This is a genomic window from Sphingomonas sp. 2R-10 (genome assembly GCF_030062225.1).
In the GTDB taxonomy this organism is placed as follows: Bacteria; Pseudomonadota; Alphaproteobacteria; order Sphingomonadales; family Sphingomonadaceae; genus Sphingomonas.
On the sequence record NZ_JASCXF010000024.1, the window covers coordinates 51,994 to 68,534 of the forward strand.

Annotated in this window: 14 protein-coding genes; 10 read left to right on the plus strand and 4 right to left on the minus strand. The window is 68.7% G+C overall.

Annotated features, from left to right (window positions below; genetic code table 11):
- Window positions 1-133: 133 nt before the first annotated feature.
- The 5 genes from QLH51_RS12470 (at window position 134) to QLH51_RS12490 (ending at window position 4,178) form a co-directional block, all read left to right on the plus strand.
- A complete protein-coding gene (locus QLH51_RS12470; protein WP_125659689.1) occupies window positions 134-397 on the plus strand; it encodes a hypothetical protein in 264 nt (87 codons plus the stop codon).
- A complete protein-coding gene (locus tag QLH51_RS12475) occupies window positions 394-837 on the plus strand; it encodes a periplasmic heavy metal sensor (protein ID WP_206429125.1) in 444 nt (147 codons plus the stop codon). Before QLH51_RS12470 ends, QLH51_RS12475 begins: the two co-directional genes overlap by 4 nt.
- The gene (locus QLH51_RS12480) at window positions 834-1,400 is read left to right on the plus strand and encodes an RNA polymerase sigma factor (protein WP_206429124.1); all 567 of its coding nucleotides are present in this window, start codon (window positions 834-836) and stop codon (window positions 1,398-1,400) included. The genes QLH51_RS12475 and QLH51_RS12480 overlap by 4 nt, the downstream gene beginning before the upstream one ends.
- A gap of 61 nt (window positions 1,401-1,461) precedes the next feature.
- Complete coding sequence (locus QLH51_RS12485; protein ID WP_125659686.1) at window positions 1,462-3,294, plus strand: copper resistance system multicopper oxidase; 1,833 nt, start codon at window positions 1,462-1,464, stop codon at window positions 3,292-3,294.
- Complete coding sequence (locus QLH51_RS12490; RefSeq protein ID WP_125659683.1) at window positions 3,291-4,178, plus strand: copper resistance protein B; 888 nt, start codon at window positions 3,291-3,293, stop codon at window positions 4,176-4,178. Before QLH51_RS12485 ends, QLH51_RS12490 begins: the two co-directional genes overlap by 4 nt.
- Before the next feature lie 9 nt (window positions 4,179-4,187).
- Here the strand turns inward: QLH51_RS12490 and QLH51_RS12495 are convergent, their stop codons facing one another.
- Together QLH51_RS12495 and QLH51_RS12500 are read right to left on the minus strand one after the other, a co-directional pair.
- Window positions 4,188-5,414, minus strand: a complete 1,227-nt coding sequence (locus tag QLH51_RS12495; RefSeq protein ID WP_125659680.1) for a zinc-dependent alcohol dehydrogenase — start codon at window positions 5,412-5,414, stop codon at window positions 4,188-4,190.
- A gap of 13 nt (window positions 5,415-5,427) precedes the next feature.
- Complete coding sequence (locus QLH51_RS12500) at window positions 5,428-6,000, minus strand: SRPBCC family protein (RefSeq protein ID WP_125659677.1); 573 nt, start codon at window positions 5,998-6,000, stop codon at window positions 5,428-5,430.
- Between the two features lie 191 nt (window positions 6,001-6,191).
- On the opposite strand from QLH51_RS12500, the gene cysS reads away from it, so the two are divergent.
- The 3 genes from cysS to QLH51_RS12515 all read left to right on the plus strand — a co-directional run bounded on the left by cysS (window position 6,192) and on the right by QLH51_RS12515 (window position 10,036).
- Window positions 6,192-7,631, plus strand: coding sequence for a cysteine--tRNA ligase (gene cysS / locus QLH51_RS12505; RefSeq protein ID WP_125659674.1), 1,440 nt, complete (start codon window positions 6,192-6,194; stop codon window positions 7,629-7,631).
- A 492-nt stretch (window positions 7,632-8,123) separates the two neighbouring features.
- Window positions 8,124-8,564, plus strand: a complete 441-nt coding sequence (locus QLH51_RS12510; RefSeq protein WP_125659671.1) for a TM2 domain-containing protein — start codon at window positions 8,124-8,126, stop codon at window positions 8,562-8,564.
- A gap of 98 nt (window positions 8,565-8,662) precedes the next feature.
- Window positions 8,663-10,036: a class II 3-deoxy-7-phosphoheptulonate synthase gene (locus tag QLH51_RS12515; RefSeq protein ID WP_125659667.1), complete on the plus strand. Its 1,374-nt coding sequence runs from the start codon at window positions 8,663-8,665 to the stop codon at window positions 10,034-10,036.
- Window positions 10,037-10,239: 203 nt separating this feature from the next.
- Here the strand turns inward: QLH51_RS12515 and QLH51_RS12520 are convergent, their stop codons facing one another.
- Both QLH51_RS12520 and mutL read right to left on the minus strand, forming a co-directional pair.
- Window positions 10,240-12,417, minus strand: coding sequence for a xanthine dehydrogenase family protein molybdopterin-binding subunit (locus QLH51_RS12520; protein ID WP_125659665.1), 2,178 nt, complete (start codon window positions 12,415-12,417; stop codon window positions 10,240-10,242).
- Between the two features lie 13 nt (window positions 12,418-12,430).
- Complete coding sequence (gene mutL / locus QLH51_RS12525) at window positions 12,431-14,206, minus strand: DNA mismatch repair endonuclease MutL (protein ID WP_125659662.1); 1,776 nt, start codon at window positions 14,204-14,206, stop codon at window positions 12,431-12,433.
- 140 nt (window positions 14,207-14,346) lie between these two features.
- On the opposite strand from mutL, the gene QLH51_RS12530 reads away from it, so the two are divergent.
- Both QLH51_RS12530 and mreC read left to right on the plus strand, forming a co-directional pair.
- Entirely contained in the window at window positions 14,347-15,387 is a 1,041-nt protein-coding gene (locus tag QLH51_RS12530) for a rod shape-determining protein (RefSeq protein ID WP_125659659.1), read from the plus strand.
- A 286-nt stretch (window positions 15,388-15,673) separates the two neighbouring features.
- On the plus strand, window positions 15,674-16,541 hold an 868-nt coding region (gene mreC, locus QLH51_RS12535; protein ID WP_125659656.1), incomplete at its 3' end, for a rod shape-determining protein MreC.

The following is a 16,541-nucleotide window of genomic DNA, read 5'->3' on the forward strand; positions in this document are numbered from 1 at the left end:
GCCACCGCTCGGGCTGCGGGTCGATAGGCGCTGGCGCGGGCGGGCCATGTTTGACAGGATGGCGCCGTCCGCGTTGGTGAGGGAAAGACCGGCCGGGTGCGTATTCCGTCCCGACCGCCGAGGAACCATGCACATGACCGACCCTCTCGACCGATCGTTGCGGCTGTTGTCGCGGACGCCCGACCATCCCGGCCTGCACGGCGTCGAATCGGGCGTGTTCGACCGCCTGCACGGCGAGCGGGCAGCGCGCGGTGCCGGGCTGCGGCTGGCCGGCATCGCCGCGATCGGCGCGGTGACGCTGGGGCTGATCGCCGCCGATCCCCTGCCCCGCCCCGTACCGCCGGCGCTGGCCGACGACCTCGCCCTCGCCCCTTCGACCCTGCTGGGCGACCGGTGAGCCGGCGTCGCTGGACGATCATGGTCGCGCTGGTCGCCTTCGTGGCGGCGGTGGCGGGCGTGCTGGCCGGGCGCGCGATCAACGATCGGCAGGGCAGCAGCCATGGCAACGAACTGCACGCGCTGCTGCATGACGGCATGGCGCTGAGCGATGACCAGCGCCGGCGGCTAGACGCGCTCGAGACCGACTTTGCCGGGCGGCGCGGCGCGTTGCAGGCGCAGATGCGCGCCGACAATGCCGCGCTGTCCGCCGCGATCGCCGCCGAACATGGCGAGGGGCCGCGCGTCGCCGCAGCGGTCGATGCCTGTCACCGCACCATGGGGACGTTGCAGAAGGCGACGCTGGCGCATGTCTTTGCCATGCGGCGGCTGCTGCGCCCGGACCAGCTGCCCGCGTTCGACCGGGCGGTGGACCGCGCGCTTACCCAGCCGACTCAGTGACGGCGATCGATGCCAGTACGCGCGACGATGCCCTGGTGGCGCTGGCGCGGACCGGGGACGAGGCCGCGTTCGCCGCGCTGATGCAGCGGTACAAGGGGCGGGTGTACCGCCTCGCGCTCAACAGCATCGCCGATCCCGACGAAGCGCTCGACGTGGTGCAGGATACCTTCCTGTCGGCGTATCGCGCCTTATCGCGCTACGATCCGGAGCGGTCGCTGGCGACATGGCTGGCGGCGATCACGCTCAACAAATGCCGCGACCGGGCCCGCCGCCGCGCGCTGCGCGCCTTCTTCTTCGGGGCGCGGCCGATCGACGACCTTGCCGACACCCTCGCCGCGGGCGACGCCGATCCGGCCCGCTCCGCCGCCGACCGGCAGGAACTGGCGCGGGTGCGTGCGGCGATGGCCGGCCTGCCCGCGGCCTTGCGCGAACCCCTGCTGCTATGCACCGTCGAGGAAATGCGCCATGCCGAGGCCGCGACGCTGCTCGGCATCACGCCCAAAGCGGTCGAGACGCGCATCCGCCGCGCCCGCGCGCGGCTGAACGAATTGCTCGAACGCTGAGGGGCGCGGCGATGCCCTGCGTATCGGGGAACGACAGGGGCTTTCGACGGGGTTCGACACGATGACGACGATCGACCGCCGCGCGCTGCTGCGCGGCGCGGCACTGGGCGGCGGCGGACTGATGCTGGGGGCGTGGACGCCGCTCGGCGCCACCGCGCCCGATGCGACGCCGGTAGTGTCCGGCGACCTGATCGAGCTGCGCATCGGCCGGCTGAACCGCGTGATCGATGGGCGGCCGTCGCGCGCGATCGGGATCAACGGCATGTCGCCCGCCCCGCTGATCCGCCTGCGCGAGGGGCAGCGCGCACGTATCCGCGTGACCAACGACCTCGACGTCGACAGTTCGCTCCACTGGCACGGGCTGCTCGTCCCGTTCCAGTATGATGGCGTGCCCGGCGTGTCCTTTCCCGGCATCGCCCCGGGAGAGAGCTTTCTCTACGACTTCCCGGTGCGGCAGAACGGCACCTACTGGTATCACAGCCATTCGGGCGGACAGGAACAGACCGGACTGTACGGGCCGATCGTGATCGATCCCGCCGCGCCCGACCCCGTCGCCTATGACCGCGAACACGTCATCGTCCTGTCGGATCACAGCCGGTCGCGCCCCGACGCGATCTTCCGCCGCCTGAAGGTTCAGCCGGGCTATTACAATTTCCAGCGGCAGACGCTGGCCGGCCTGCTGACCGGGCGCGACCAGCCGGCCGGCGACCGCGCGCATTGGGGTGCGATGCGGATGGACCCGGCCGACATCGCCGACGCGACGGGGGCGACCTATCGCTATCTGGTCAACGGCCATGGCCCGGCCGACAACTGGACCGGCACGTTCCGCGCGGGCGAGCGGGTGCGGCTGCGGATCGTGAATGCCTCGGCGATGACGACCTTCAACGTGCGTATTCCGGGCCTGCCGCTGACCATCGTGCAGGCCGACGGGCTGAACGTCGCGCCGGTGACCGTCGACGAATTCCAGATCGGCGTGGCCGAAACCTATGACGCGATCGTGACCCCGCTCGACCGTGCCTATACGCTGGTCGGCGAGAGCGTCGACCGGTCGGGCATGGCACGCGCGACGCTGAGCCCGCGCCCCGGCATAGTCGCGCCGGTCCCGCCGCTGCGCCCGCGTCCGCTGGCGACGATGACCGACATGGGCATGGGGGCGATGGACCACGCCACGCCCCGCTCGCCCGATCCGACCGCCGAACAGAACGCCTCGCGCCGTCTCGCCACCGCCGATGCGCCGGAGCACGGCGCGATGGACCATGGCGGGATGGATCATGGCGGCATGGATCACGGCGCGATGGACCATGGCGCGATGGACCATGGCGGCATGGATCATGGCGCGATGAAGATGCGCGACTTCGCCGCGGCACCGCAGGTGGCGAAGTCGCCAGGGGTCCAGACCATTTCCCCCATGCCCGCCGACCGCACCGGGTTTCCGGGACAGGGGCTGGAGGATGTCGGCCACCGCGTGTTGACCTATCGCCAGCTGCGCGCGCTGGAGCGCAACCCCGATGTCCGCGCGCCGGGGCGGCAGATCGACATCCACCTGACCGGCAACATGGAACGGTTCATGTGGGGCTTCGACGGCAAGCGGATGGTCGATACCCACGAACCCTTTGCCTTCACCCTGGGCGAACGGGTGCGGATCAACCTCATCAACGACACGATGATGGCGCATCCGATCCACCTGCACGGCCATTTCTTCGAACTGGTCACCGGGCAGGGCGACCATGCGCCGCGCAAGCACACGGTTATCGTCCAGCCCGGCGGGATCGTCAGCGTCGACCTGACCGCCGATGCGCCGGGCGACTGGGCGTTCCATTGCCACATGCTCTACCACATGCTGGCGGGGATGATGCGCGTCGTCACCGTCCGCGCGGCGGGAGGCGCGGCATGACCGCCGGGCTCGCGCTGCTGCTCGCCATCGGTACGGCCGCTCCGGCGCCGGCGCAGGACCATAGCCAGATGGACCATGGCCAGATGGACCATTCCGAAATGGACCACGCCACGCCCGCGCCCCCTGTCGACCCGGCGGCTTCAGGTACCGACCTGCCCCCCGGCGGCGCCCCCGCCCCGCCGGTGCCGATGCCGCACGCCGCCGATCGCGTCTGGGGTGCCGACGCCATGGCACGGTCGCGCGCGACGATGATGGCGGAGGAAGGCGGCGGGCAGCGTTTCGGCCAGCTGCTGCTCGACCGCATCGAATGGCGCGACGGCGGCTATCGGTGGGAAGGCGAAGGCTGGTATGGCGGCGACCTCCACCGCCTCGTCGTCAAGAGCGAGGGCGAAGGCGGCGACCGGCTCGGGTCCGCCGAGGTGCAGGCGCTCTATTCGCGCGCGATCGGCCCCTATTTCAATCTGCAGGCCGGCGTCCGGCAGGACATCCGCCCCACCCCGGCGCGCACCCATGCCGCGGTCGGGGTCGAAGGTCTGGCGCCATACTGGTTCGAGGTGGAGGCCCATGCCTTCCTGTCGACCCGCGGCGAACTGACCGGGCGGGTCGAGGGCTATTACGACCAGCGGATCACCCAGCGACTGATCGCGCAGCCCCGCGCCGAAGTGAACCTGTCGGCGCAGGACGTTCGTGCGGTCGGCATCGGATCGGGCATCACCGCCGCCGAACTGGGGCTGCGCCTGCGTTACGAGATCGCCCGCGAATTCGCGCCCTATGTCGGGGTCGCATGGGAGCGGCGCTTCGGCGACACCCGGCGCTTCGCCCGCGATCGTGGCGCGGATGCCGGCGGCCTCGAACTGGTCGCCGGCATTCGCGCGTGGTTCTGACGGCGGCGATTATCCGCCGTCGGGGGTGATGCGGCCCGGTGTCGCCTGCACCTTGCCCTTCGCCCAGTCGGGCTTCAGCACGACCTTGGTGCAGACATTCTGTTCGTCGTGGAACTTCCGGTAGCCGGTCGGCGCATCCTCCAGCGCCATCCGGTCGGAGATCATGAAGGTCGTGTCGATCCTCTCCTCCATGATCGCGGTCAGCAACGCGGGCAGATAGCGCTGAACATGGGTCTGCCCGGTCTTGAGCGTCAGCCCCTTTTCCATCAGCGCGCCGAACGGGAACTTGTCGATCATCCCGCCATAGACACCGGGGACCGACACGCGACCGCCCTTGCGGCACGCCATGATCGCCTGGCGCAAGGCGTGCGGACGATCGGTGCCGAGAAAGGTCGATGCCTTGATCTGGTCGACGATGTTGTCGACGAACAGCCCGTGGCTTTCGAGCCCGACGCTGTCGATCACCGCATCGGGCCCGATCCCGCCGGTCATCGTCATCAGCGCGTCGTAGATGTCGGTTTCCTCGAAGTTGAGGACTTCCGCCCCCAATCCCTTCGCCAGCGACAACCGGTGCGGGAAGTGATCGATCGCGATCACCCGGTGCGCGCCCATCAGCAACGCCGACTGGATCGCGAACAGCCCGACCGGGCCGCAGCCCCACACGGCCACGATGTCGCCATCCTCGATATCGGCATTCTCCGCCGCCATCCATCCGGTGGGCAGGATGTCCGACAGGAACAGGACCTTGTCGTCATCGACCCCGTCGGGGATCACGATCGGGCCGACGTCGCTGAACGGTACGCGGACATATTCCGCCTGCCCGCCGGGATAGCCGCCGGTCATGTGGCTGTAGCCGAACAGGCCGGGCGCGACCTGTCCCCACAGTTCCTGCGCGATGTCCTGATTGTCGGCCGGGTTGCCGTTGTCGCAGCCCGAATATTGCTGTTTCGAGCAATGATAGCAGCTGCCGCACGCGATCACGAAGGGAACTACGACGCGCTGCCCCTTCGTGAGCGTCGATTTCGGGCCGGTCTCGACCACCTCGCCCATGAATTCGTGGCCGAGGATGTCGCCCGCCTGCATCGTCGGGATATAGCCGTCGTACAGGTGCAGGTCGGACCCGCAGATCGCGGTCGACGTGATCCTGATGATCGCGTCGCGCGGGTTGAGGATTTCGGGATCGGGGACGGTGTCGACGCGGACGTCGTGCTTGCCGTGCCAGGTAAGTGCGCGCATGGCTGACGTTCCTTTACGATCTGGGTTCGCGGTTGGGGGGCGTGGTCGTCGCGATCTCGCCGGTTTCCATCAGCTGCTTGAAGCGGCGCAGGTCGCGCCTTGCCTGGATCGCCGGCTCCTTCTGCGTCACCTTGGCGACCAGCTTGCCGACGATGCCGGCGGGCGGCGAATAGGCGATCATCGCCGTCACCACCGTGCCTCGTCCGGGTGCCGCCGGGGTGAACGACACCCAGCCGCTGTTGGGCACGTCGCCCCGTTCGGCACGCCAGCCGATCCGCTCGCCCGGTACGTCTTCCGTGACAATCGCCTCCCATTCGTAGCTGCCGCCCGGGCCTGCGACCGTCCAGTGCGAGCGCCGGTCGTCACGCACCTCGATCGCCTCCACGTTCAGCATGAAGGTCGCGAGGTTCCCGAAGTCGCGCCAATAGGCGTAAAGCTCCGCCGCCGGACGGTTGATCGTGACCGCAACCCCCGACACCGACGATTCGCCGTTGGGCGCCGCGCCGCCGCGCTCGGTCCGGTCCTTGGAGGTAAAGGCGGGTGCGTCGTCGCGCACGATGTCGCCGGGCAATTCGGGTTCGGCCATGGCCATGCTCTCCCGTCCGCCGGATCGTCGATCCGGCTGATTGATCCATGATAAGCTATTGATCGCCCTTGCGTTTTCGGCGCGATGCAACCCTAACCGACGGCTCCCGCCCCTGTTCCACGCCCATGCCCGCTTTTGCCGGCCAACGGCCCGGATTTGCAGACGGGGCGCATCGCGCTACACGCCCGGTCATGTACGGTGCCCCGCTCACGCTCCACAATTCGCTGACCCGCCGCCTTCAGCGTTTCGAACCGCTCGACCCGGTAAAGGGGGTGCGCGTCTATTCGTGCGGGCCGACCGTCTACAACTATGCCCATATCGGCAACCTGCGCGCCTATGTCTTCACCGATACGCTCAGCCGGGTGCTGCGGTGGAAGGGCTATCCGCTCACCCATGTCATCAACATCACCGATGTCGGCCACCTGACGTCGGATGCCGATGCCGGCGACGACAAGATGGAGGCGGCGGCCAGGGCGAACGCGCAGTCGATCTGGGACATCGCCGCGCATTATACGGCGGCGTTCAAGGGCAATCTGCGCGACCTGAACATCGACGATCCGACGCGCTGGTCGGTCGCGACCGATCACATCGCCGAAATGATCGCCTTCGCCGAAAGGATCGCGCCCGGCCATTGCTACGAACTCGACAGCGGCCTGTATTTCGACAGCACGACCGTTCCGAACTACGGCGCGCTGGCCGGCGGGCAGGACGATGCGGGCGAGGGTCGCATCGATCCGGTGGCGGGCAAGCGCCATCCGCAGGACTTCGCGATCTGGCGCAGGACCCCGCCGGGCGAGACGCGCCAGATGGAGTGGGATTCGCCATGGGGGCGGGGCGCGCCGGGCTGGCACCTCGAATGTTCGGTGATGAGCATCAAGTATCTCGGCAGCCCGTTCGACATCCATACCGGCGGCATCGATCACCGCGAAATCCACCACCCGAACGAGATCGCGCAGAACCAGGCATGGTGCGGCTGCGCCGACAGCGGTGCCGCCTTCTGGATGCACAACAACTTCCTCGTCGAACGGTCGGGCAAGATGTCGAAGTCGAAGGGCGACTTCACCACGCTGCAAACGCTGATCGACGGCGGCGTCCATCCGCTCGCCTATCGCCTGATGTGCCTGTCGGCGCAGTATCGCTCCGAACTGGAGTTTTCGCCCGACAACCTGCTGGCGGCGCTGACCCGGCTGAAGCGACTGGTGATGACGGTCGCGGGGTTGCGCACGCGGGCGGACGGCGAAGGCGATGCGGGCAAGGCCGCGGCCTATCGCGAACGGCTCGACGCGGCAGTATCGGACGACCTCAACACGCCGCGCGCGCTGCCGGTGCTCGACGAACTGCTTGCCGACAAGAAGCTGACGCCGGCCGACCGGCTCGTCGCACTGGCGGATTTCGATGCGGTGCTGGGCCTGGGGCTATCCACTGTCGAGCGTGCCGACCTGCGCGTCCGCCCCGCCGACGCGACGATCGATGCCGATACGATCGAGGCGCGTCTGGCCGACCGCAAGGAAGCGCGCGCTGCAAAGGACTTCGCGGCGAGCGACGCGATCCGCGACGAACTGACGGCGGCGGGCGTCGAGGTGATGGACGGCGACCCGCTCGGCTGGGACTGGCGTCCGACGCTGTCGTAATCGATCCGCTTGAACCACCTTCATCAAGATCGTCATCCCAGCGCAGGCTGGGATCTCCCGGTCAAGGAGCGCCGCTCCTCGCCGCAGGAGGCCCAGCCTTCGCCGGGGCCACGAAATGGAGTGTCCAAGGGCCGATCGACATTCAGCGAATTGGAGCGCCATCCAGCAGGATCAGGAGCCTTTCTGGTTCACGTACCCCCGCGCAGGCGGGGGTCCAGAGCCACGAATGTCGTCCTGCCGTTACTCTGGACCCCCGCCTGCGCGGGGGTACGGCCTGAATGTCGATCGGCCCCGGAGTTTGATCCATCCGACTGGAACCGTCACCCCGGCGAAGGCTGGGGTCTCCATCGGCTCCTGCCGCGCCCTGCCACCGGGCGATCCCAGCCTTCGCCGGGATGACGCGCGTTTCAACAGGGATGGATCAAGCTCTAACCCCTTGCCCACGCCCCCGCTTCCCCGCCATATCGGCCGCACGAATCATCGGGGGACGATATGCGGGGACAGGTGCTGGGCGTCGATCGGAACGGCCGCGAGGGGCGGATCGCCGGCGATGACGGGCAACGTTACTGGTTCGAACCCGACGACTGGTCCGACCGGACCGGTCCCATGGTCGGGGCGCAGGTCGATTTCGAGGTGTCGAACGGCCGCGCCCTGCGCATCTACCACGTGCCCGGCACCGTCGCCCCCCGCCCCGCCGCCGATCCGGCCCGCCCGCGCCCGCGCAAGGACAAGGTCGCGGCAGCCTTGCTCGCCTTCTTCCTCGGCATCTTCGGGGTACACCGTTTCTACCTCGGCCGGGTCGGGTCGGGCATCGCCATGCTGGTGTTGACCTGCACGCTGGTCGGCATCTTCGTGACCAGCATCTGGTCGCTGATCGATTTCATCCGCTATCTCGTCATGGACAATGACGAATTCCACCACCGCTATGGCTGATCGAAGCGGTCGATCGGGACGATGAACCTTTCCATCGTTGCGCGAACGGCGGGTTTCGCGCATGGGAATTGCCCGAACCGACTTGTATGGAACTTGTGATGGCTGCCACCTGGGCTCCCGACAGCTGGAAGAACGCCGAAGCGCGCCAGCTCCCGACCTACCCCGACGCACCGGCGCTCGACGCCGCGACCGCGCAGCTGGCAAGCTATCCACCGCTCGTCTTTGCCGGCGAAGCGCGCAACCTGACCGCCGAACTGGCGCAGGTGGCGGAGGGGAAGGCGTTCCTGCTGCAGGGCGGCGACTGTGCCGAAAGCTTCGCCGAATTCCATCCCAACTACATCCGCGACACCTTCCGCGTCATCCTCCAGATGGCGGTGGTGCTGACCTTCGCGTCGAAGCTGCCGACGGTGAAGCTCGGGCGCATGGCCGGGCAGTTCGCCAAGCCGCGCTCGGCCGATACCGAGACGATCGGCGGCGTCGAGCTGCCGAGCTATCGCGGCGACAACATCAACGACATCGCCTTCACGCCCGAAGGCCGCGTGCCCGATCCGCAGCGCATGATCCGCGCCTATTCGCAGGCGGCGGCGACGCTCAACCTGCTGCGCGCCTTCGCCACCGGCGGCTATGCGAACCTGCATCAGGTCCATCGCTGGACCCACGATTTCATGGGCCGCAGCCCATGGGCCAAGAAATATGCCGATGTCGCCGACCGCATCGGCGAAGCGCTCGACTTCATGGCCGCGTGCGGCATCGACGCCGACAGCGTGCCGCAGCTCAAGGCGACCAGCTTCTACACCAGCCACGAAGCGCTGCTGCTCCCCTACGAACAGGCGCTGACCCGGCAGGATTCGCTGACCGGCGACTGGTACGACACGTCGGCGCACTTCCTGTGGATCGGCGACCGCACCCGCTTCGACGGATCGGCGCATGTCGAATTCCTGCGCGGCATCGGCAACCCGATCGGTATCAAGTGCGGCCCGACGCTGGAACCGGACGCGCTGCTGCGGATGCTCGACACGCTCAATCCGAACCGGGTGCCCGGACGGATGACGCTCATCACCCGCTATGGCCATGACAAGATCGAGGCGGGTCTGCCGAAACTGATCCGCGCGGTGCAGCGCGAGGGGCATCCGGTGATCTGGTCGTGCGATCCGATGCACGGCAATACGATCAAGGCGACGACCGGGTACAAGACGCGACCGTTCGACCGCATCCTCGCCGAGGTACGCGGCTTCTTCGCCGTCCACCGCGCGGAGGGCAGCCATGCCGGCGGCATCCACGCCGAAATGACCGGGCAGAACGTCACCGAATGCACCGGCGGCGCGATCGCGGTCACCGAACAGGCGCTGGCCGATCGCTACCACACCCACTGCGACCCGCGCCTCAATGCGGGCCAGAGCCTCGAACTGGCGTTCCTGCTCGCCGAAATGCTGAACACCGAGATGGCGGAACGGCGGCGGGTGGCTGCCTGATCGTCATCCCGGCAGGCCGGGCCGGAACGCTCAACCCAACCTCGTCATCCCGGCGAAAGCCGGGATCCATGGACAGGCAAGGTCGCGGCTCCTGCGGGAACGCCCGTATCCATGGATTCCGGCCTTCGCCGGAATGACGGCCGACGTTTGGCGAGGCTGCCACCACTATCAATCGTCATTCCCGCGCAGGCGGGAGTGACGAATTACCCCATCCCCGCCAGAACCTTGTCCAGCGTGATCGGATATTCCCGCACCCGCACGCCGGTCGCATTATACACCGCATTCGCCACCGCCGCGCCGACGCCGCAGATGCCGAGTTCGCCGACCCCCTTCGCCTTCATCGGCGACGACAACGGGTCCTCCTCGTCGAGGAACACGACCTCCTGATGCGGAATGTCGGCATGGGTCGGCACGTGATATTCGGCGAGGTCGTGGTTGATGAAGCCGCCCAGCCGCGGATCGATCACCAGTGCCTCGGTCAGCGCCGCGCCGACCCCCATCGTCATCGCGCCCAGGATCTGGCTGCGCGCCGCCTTCGGGTTGAGGATGCGGCCCGCGGCGAACACGCCCAGCATCCGCCGCACGCGGATTTCGGCGGTATCGACATCGACCCCGACCTCGACGAAATGCGCGCCGAACGTCGCCTGCACGAACTTCGTGGTCAGGTCGCCGAACTCGATCCGGTCCTCGACCTCGATCCCGGCACCCCCCGCCGCCTCGCCCAGCGCGACCGACCGGTTGCCCGACCACACCCGGCCATCGGCGAACCGCGCCGTCGCCGGATCGAACCCCGCCGCCTCGGCGATCCGGTCGCGCAAGCCGATACAGGCGGCATAGACCCCTGCGGTCGAACTGTTCGCGCCGAACTGTCCGCCCGATCCCGCCGACACCGGAAAGTCCGATTCCCCCAGCCGAACGATAACCTTTTCCAGCTCGATGCCCAGCATCTCGGCCGCGGTCTGCGCGAGGATCGTGTAGCTGCCGGTGCCGATATCGGTCATGTCGGTGGTGACCGTCACCCGTCCGTCGCCGGCGATCCCGACGCGCGCCGCGGACTTCAGCACCATGTTGCCGCGATACGCCGCCGCCATCCCCATGCCGACCAGCCAGCGTCCGTCGCGCCGCTGCCCCGGCGTCGTGCTGCGCGTGCTCCAGCCGAACCGTTCGGCCCCCTCGCGCAGGCATCCGATCAGGTCGCGGTGCGAGAACCGGCGCTCGGGCTTTTCCGGATCGACCTGCGTATCGTTCAGGATGCGCAGCTCGACCGGATCGATCGCCAGCGTTTCCGCCAGTTCGTCCATCGCCGCCTCGATCGCCATCATGCCCACCGCTTCGCCCGGCGCGCGCATCGCGTTCGATTCGGGCAGGTTCAGCTCGGCCAGCCATTCGACCACGCGACGGTTCGGCGCGGCATAGAGCTGCCGCGTCTGCGCCCCTGCCCCTTCCGGGCTGCCGCCGGGCAGGTCGCCCGACCAGCTTTCGTGCGCGATCGCCTGCAACCGCCCGCCCCGGTCCGCGCCCAGCCGCAACCGCTGGATCGTCGCCGAACGATGCGGCGTATTGTTGAACATCTGCATCCGGGACAGCACCACCTTAACCGCCCGCCCCAACTGCCGCGCCGCGACCGCCGCCAGCACCGCATCGGCCCGCACCCATAGCTTGCCACCGAACCCGCCGCCGACATGGTGCGCGAAGATCCGCACCCTGTCCCTGGGCATGGCGAGGATCTTCGCCATGTCGCGCGCCGCCCAGTCGACCATCTGGTTCGCGGTCCACAGCGTCAGCCGATCGCCCTCCCATGCCGCGATCGACGCGAACGGCTCCATCATCGCATGGGCGTGGTCGGGCGTGGTATAGGTCGCGTCGACCTGTACCGGCGCATCGGCAAAGGCCCGGTCGAAATCGCCATGCCCGTTCGACCGGAACGGCTTTTCCGCGCCGGCCGCAGCCGCCGCAGCCAGATCGAACGCCCCGTCGTCCGCGGCGTAATCGATCCGCACCAGCCTCGCGGCGGCCCGCGCCGCCTCGAAGCCGTCGGCCACCACCAGTGCCGCCGCCTGCCCCAGATGATCGACTTGCGGACCCGCCAGCATCGGCGCCTTGTGGTCGTCACCGGTCCCGAGCGCGCCCCCATTCGCATGGGTCATCACCGCCAGCACCCCCGGCGCAGCCAACGCGTCGGACGTGTCGATCCCGACGATCCGCCCGGTGGCGATGGTGGTGCCGACGACCACGCCGTACACCATGCCCGGCACAGCGAACTCCGCGGCATAGGTCGCCTGCCCGCTGACCTTCAACGGCCCCTCGACCCGGTCGGTCGGCCGCCCCAGCACGCGCATCGCGTCGGTCGGGTTCGCGCCGGCAGCTTCGGTAAACTTCATTGCGGCCTGATCCCTATTTTCGTCCGAACAGCTTCTCGATGTCGCCATGCGCCAGCTTGATCCACGTCGGCCGGCCATGATTGCATTGCCCCGAATGCGGCGTGACCTCCATCTCGCGCAGCAGGGCGTTCATCTCGACCACCGACAACACCCGGCCGGCGCGAACCGATCCGTGGCACGCCATCGTGGCCGCGACATGATCGATCCGTTCCTTGAGCGACAGTGCCGCATCGTGCGCTCGGATTTCGTCGGCAAGGTCGGTGACGAGGCCGATGACGTCGCCCTGACCCAGCACCGCCGGGGTGGCGCGCACCAGCATCGCGCGCGGGCCGAAGCGTTCCAGTTCCAGCCCGAATTCGGCCAGCTCGTCAGCCTTGTCCTCCAGCGCGTCGCACGCGACCTCGTCCAGTTCGACGACCTCGGGGATCAGCAGCGCCTGCCGTGCGACGCCACCCTTCGCCAGCGCCGCCCGCATTCGCTCCAGCACCAGCCGTTCGTGCGCGGCATGCTGGTCGACCAGCACCAGCCCGTCCTCCGCCTCGGCGACGATATAGGTCCGCGCCACCTGTCCCCGCGCCGCGCCCAGCGGGAATTGCGTGGAGGCGGGCAGCGGTTCGGCGACGACCTCCGCACGCGCCTCCGGCGGCGGCGCGAAGAAGGTCGGGCGACGGTCGTGGAACGCGAAGCCCGACGATGCGGCCGGCTCGGCCGGCGGCGGCAGCGGCATCGCCGGCACGCCGACCGGCCCGACCGCCTCGGTCGTCCATGCCGCCATCGCCTCCTCCGCCGGGCGCTGCGCCGCGCGGAAGCCCGCCTCGTCCAGCGCGCGACGCAACCCGCCCACGATCAGCCCGCGCGCAGCCGCCGGATCGCGGAACCGCACCTCGGTCTTGGCCGGGTGGACGTTCACGTCGATCAGGTCGGGATCGACGTCGAGGAACAGCGCGACCACCGCATGGCGATCGCGCGCCAGCATCTCGGCATAGGCGCCGCGCACCGCGCCCGACAGCAGCCGGTCCTTCACCGGGCGGCCATTGACGAACAGATACTGATGATCGGCGACCCCGCGATGAAAGGTCGGCAGCCCGGCGACCCCACCCAGCCGCATCCCCTCGCGCGCCCAGTCGAGCCCGACCGAGTTGGCGGCGAGCGCCCGGTCGGTCAGCGCCGCGACACGCTCGAGCCGCGATTCGCCCGCCTGCACGCCCAGCACCCGCCGCCCGTCATGTTCGAGGGTGAAGGCGATGTCCGGCCGCGCCATCGCAAGGCGCCGCACCTGATCGACGCAGGCGGCGAACTCGGACCGGGCCGAGCGCAGGAACTTGCGCCGCGCCGGCACCCGCGCGAACAGCCCCTCCACCCGGATGCGCGTTCCCGGCGGGACGGCGGCGGGACGATCCTCCACCACCTCGCCATTGTCGACGGTGCGCAGCCAGCCCTCGGCTCCCGCCGGGCGGCTCTCGATCGACAGGCGCGCGACGCTGGCGATCGACGGCAACGCTTCGCCGCGAAAACCCAACGTCGTGACAGCTTCGATGCGGTCGTCGGGCAGCTTCGACGTGGCATGGCGCTCCAGTGCCAGCGCCATGTCGGCCGGACCCATGCCGCAGCCGTCGTCGCCGACCTCGATCAGTTCGATCCCGCCCGCGGCGAGACGGACGACGATACGGGCGGCACCGGCGTCGATCGCGTTCTCGACCAGTTCCTTCAGCGCGGAAGCAGGGCGTTCCACCACTTCCCCCGCAGCAATGCGGTTGACGAGATGCTCGGGGAGACGGCGTATTGACATGGAGTTCGCTCTAGCCCAAGCGGCCTCATCCCGCGACCTGGAACTGCCATCGTGCAACCGATCGGATAGCCGATCGGACAGGTCGAGGTACAAGCTGCGAACCGCCGCGTCGGGACACGCGGACAAGGACGGAAGTATCGATGGCCTTCTCGCGTTTCTTCAAGTTCATGTCGCATGATATGGCGATCGACCTCGGCACCGCCAATACGGTGGTGTATCTGCGGGGTCGCGGCGTCGTGTTGAACGAACCGTCGGTGGTGGCGGTCGAGACGTTGAACGGCGTGAAGCGGGTGAAGGCGGTCGGCGACGACGCCAAGCTGATGATGGGCAAGACCCCCGGCTCGATCGAGGCGATTCGTCCGATGCGCGACGGCGTGATCGCCGACCTCGACGTCGCCGAACAGATGATAAAGCACTTCATCCAGAAGGTGCATGGCCAGCGTCGTTTCCTGCGCTGGCCGCAGATCGTCATCTGCGTGCCGTCGGGCTCGACCAGCGTTGAACGCCGCGCGATCCGCGATGCCGCGTCGAACGCCGGTGCGTCGCAGGTGTGGCTTATCGAGGAGCCGATGGCCGCGGCGATCGGCGCCGACATGCCGGTCACCGAACCGATCGGATCGATGGTCGTCGACATCGGCGGCGGCACGACCGAGGTCGCCGTCCTGTCGCTGCGCGGTCTCGCCTATTCGACGTCAGTCCGCGTCGGCGGCGACAAGATGGATGAGGCGATCGTCAGCTATGTCCGCCGCAACCACAACCTGCTGATCGGCGAAGCCACGGCCGAACGGATCAAGCAGGAAGTCGGCACCGCCAAGCCACCGGCCGACGGCATCGGCACGCTGATCTACGTCAAGGGTCGCGACCTGGTGAACGGCGTGCCCAAAGAAATCCAGATCAATCAGGGCCAGATCGCCGAGGCGCTGTCCGAGCCGGTCGCCGCCATCGTCGAGGGCGTTCGCATCGCGCTAGAAAATACCGCACCCGAACTCGCCGCCGATATCGTCGACCAGGGCATCGTCCTGACTGGCGGCGGCGCGCTGTTGCAGGGGATCGACGAAGTCCTGCGCGACGAAACCGGATTGCCGGTGACGGTCGCCGAAGACCCGTTGACCTGCGTCGCCCTGGGCACCGGTCGTGCGCTCGAGGATCCGATCTACAAGGGCGTCCTGCTCGCCGTCTGACATAGAGCCTGATGACATGGTTTTGACCCATCGTGATTGCCCTGCGCCGTTCGCTGGCAAGGAGTGCCGCGCAGCGCGGGCGCATCGCCCGGGCAAGCGGTGCGACGATGTCCAGCGGGCGGCGCGGGGCAATCACGAAGCGGCGGGCCGATGCAGGTCCGTGGCGGCGTCGTTCGTCCGTCACGGGGGCAAGGCCCCGTTCCGTCCTCTCTCCCGTCCACAGACCCGCATCGGCTCCGTCCCGACGGGTCAAAACCATGTCATCAGGCTCTAGGGGTCCGGGGGCATGGCGCCGCCACGCAACCACCGCCCGGGCTTTTCGCGACGGGCGCAGTATACCGTGTTCGCCAGCTACGTTCTGGCGGCGAGCGGTGCGCTCGTCGGTGCCGTCCTGCTGCTCATCTCGATCATCGATCCGCGCGCCTTCGCGGCCCTGCGCGGTGCCACGCGCGAGGCGACGACCCCGCTGTCGTCCGGGCTCGACTGGGCGTGGGACGGGATCGCCTCGGTCCCGCGCGGTATCGGCGACTATTTCGGCGCGGTCGATGAAAACCGTCGGCTGCGCGCCCGCGAAGAGGCGACGCGCCGTTACCTGATGCAGGCGCGGCTGCTGAACCGTGAAAACGCCCGGCTGCGCACGTTGCTCAACCTGCGCGATCGCTCGGCGGCACCGGTCGTGACGGCGCGACTGGTCAACAGCTCGGCCGGCAGCACCCGTCGCCTCGCCACGCTGAACGCCGGATCGTCGCAGGGCGTCCGCCGGGGCCAGCCGGTGCGCGGGCCCAACGGCCTGATCGGTCGCGTGATCGAAACCAGCCCCAACACCGCCAGCGTCCTGCTGATCCTCGATCCCGAAAGCATCGTGCCGGTACGCCGCACCCGTGACGGGCTGTCGGCGATCATCGCCGGACAGGGCAACGGCATGGTCGAGGTCCGCACCGCTGGCGTCGTCAACGCGCCGCTGCTGGCCGGCGACGTTTTCGTCACCTCGGGCACCGGCGGCATCTACCCCCCCGGCGTACCGGTGGCGCGGGTCGCGCGCAGCCAGCGCGACGTCGCACCGGCGCGGGTGTTCGCCGAACCCGACGGCCTAGACTTCGCACTGGTCGAACGTGCCTTCCTGCCCGCCCCGGTGCCGCTCCCGACCCCCTCGC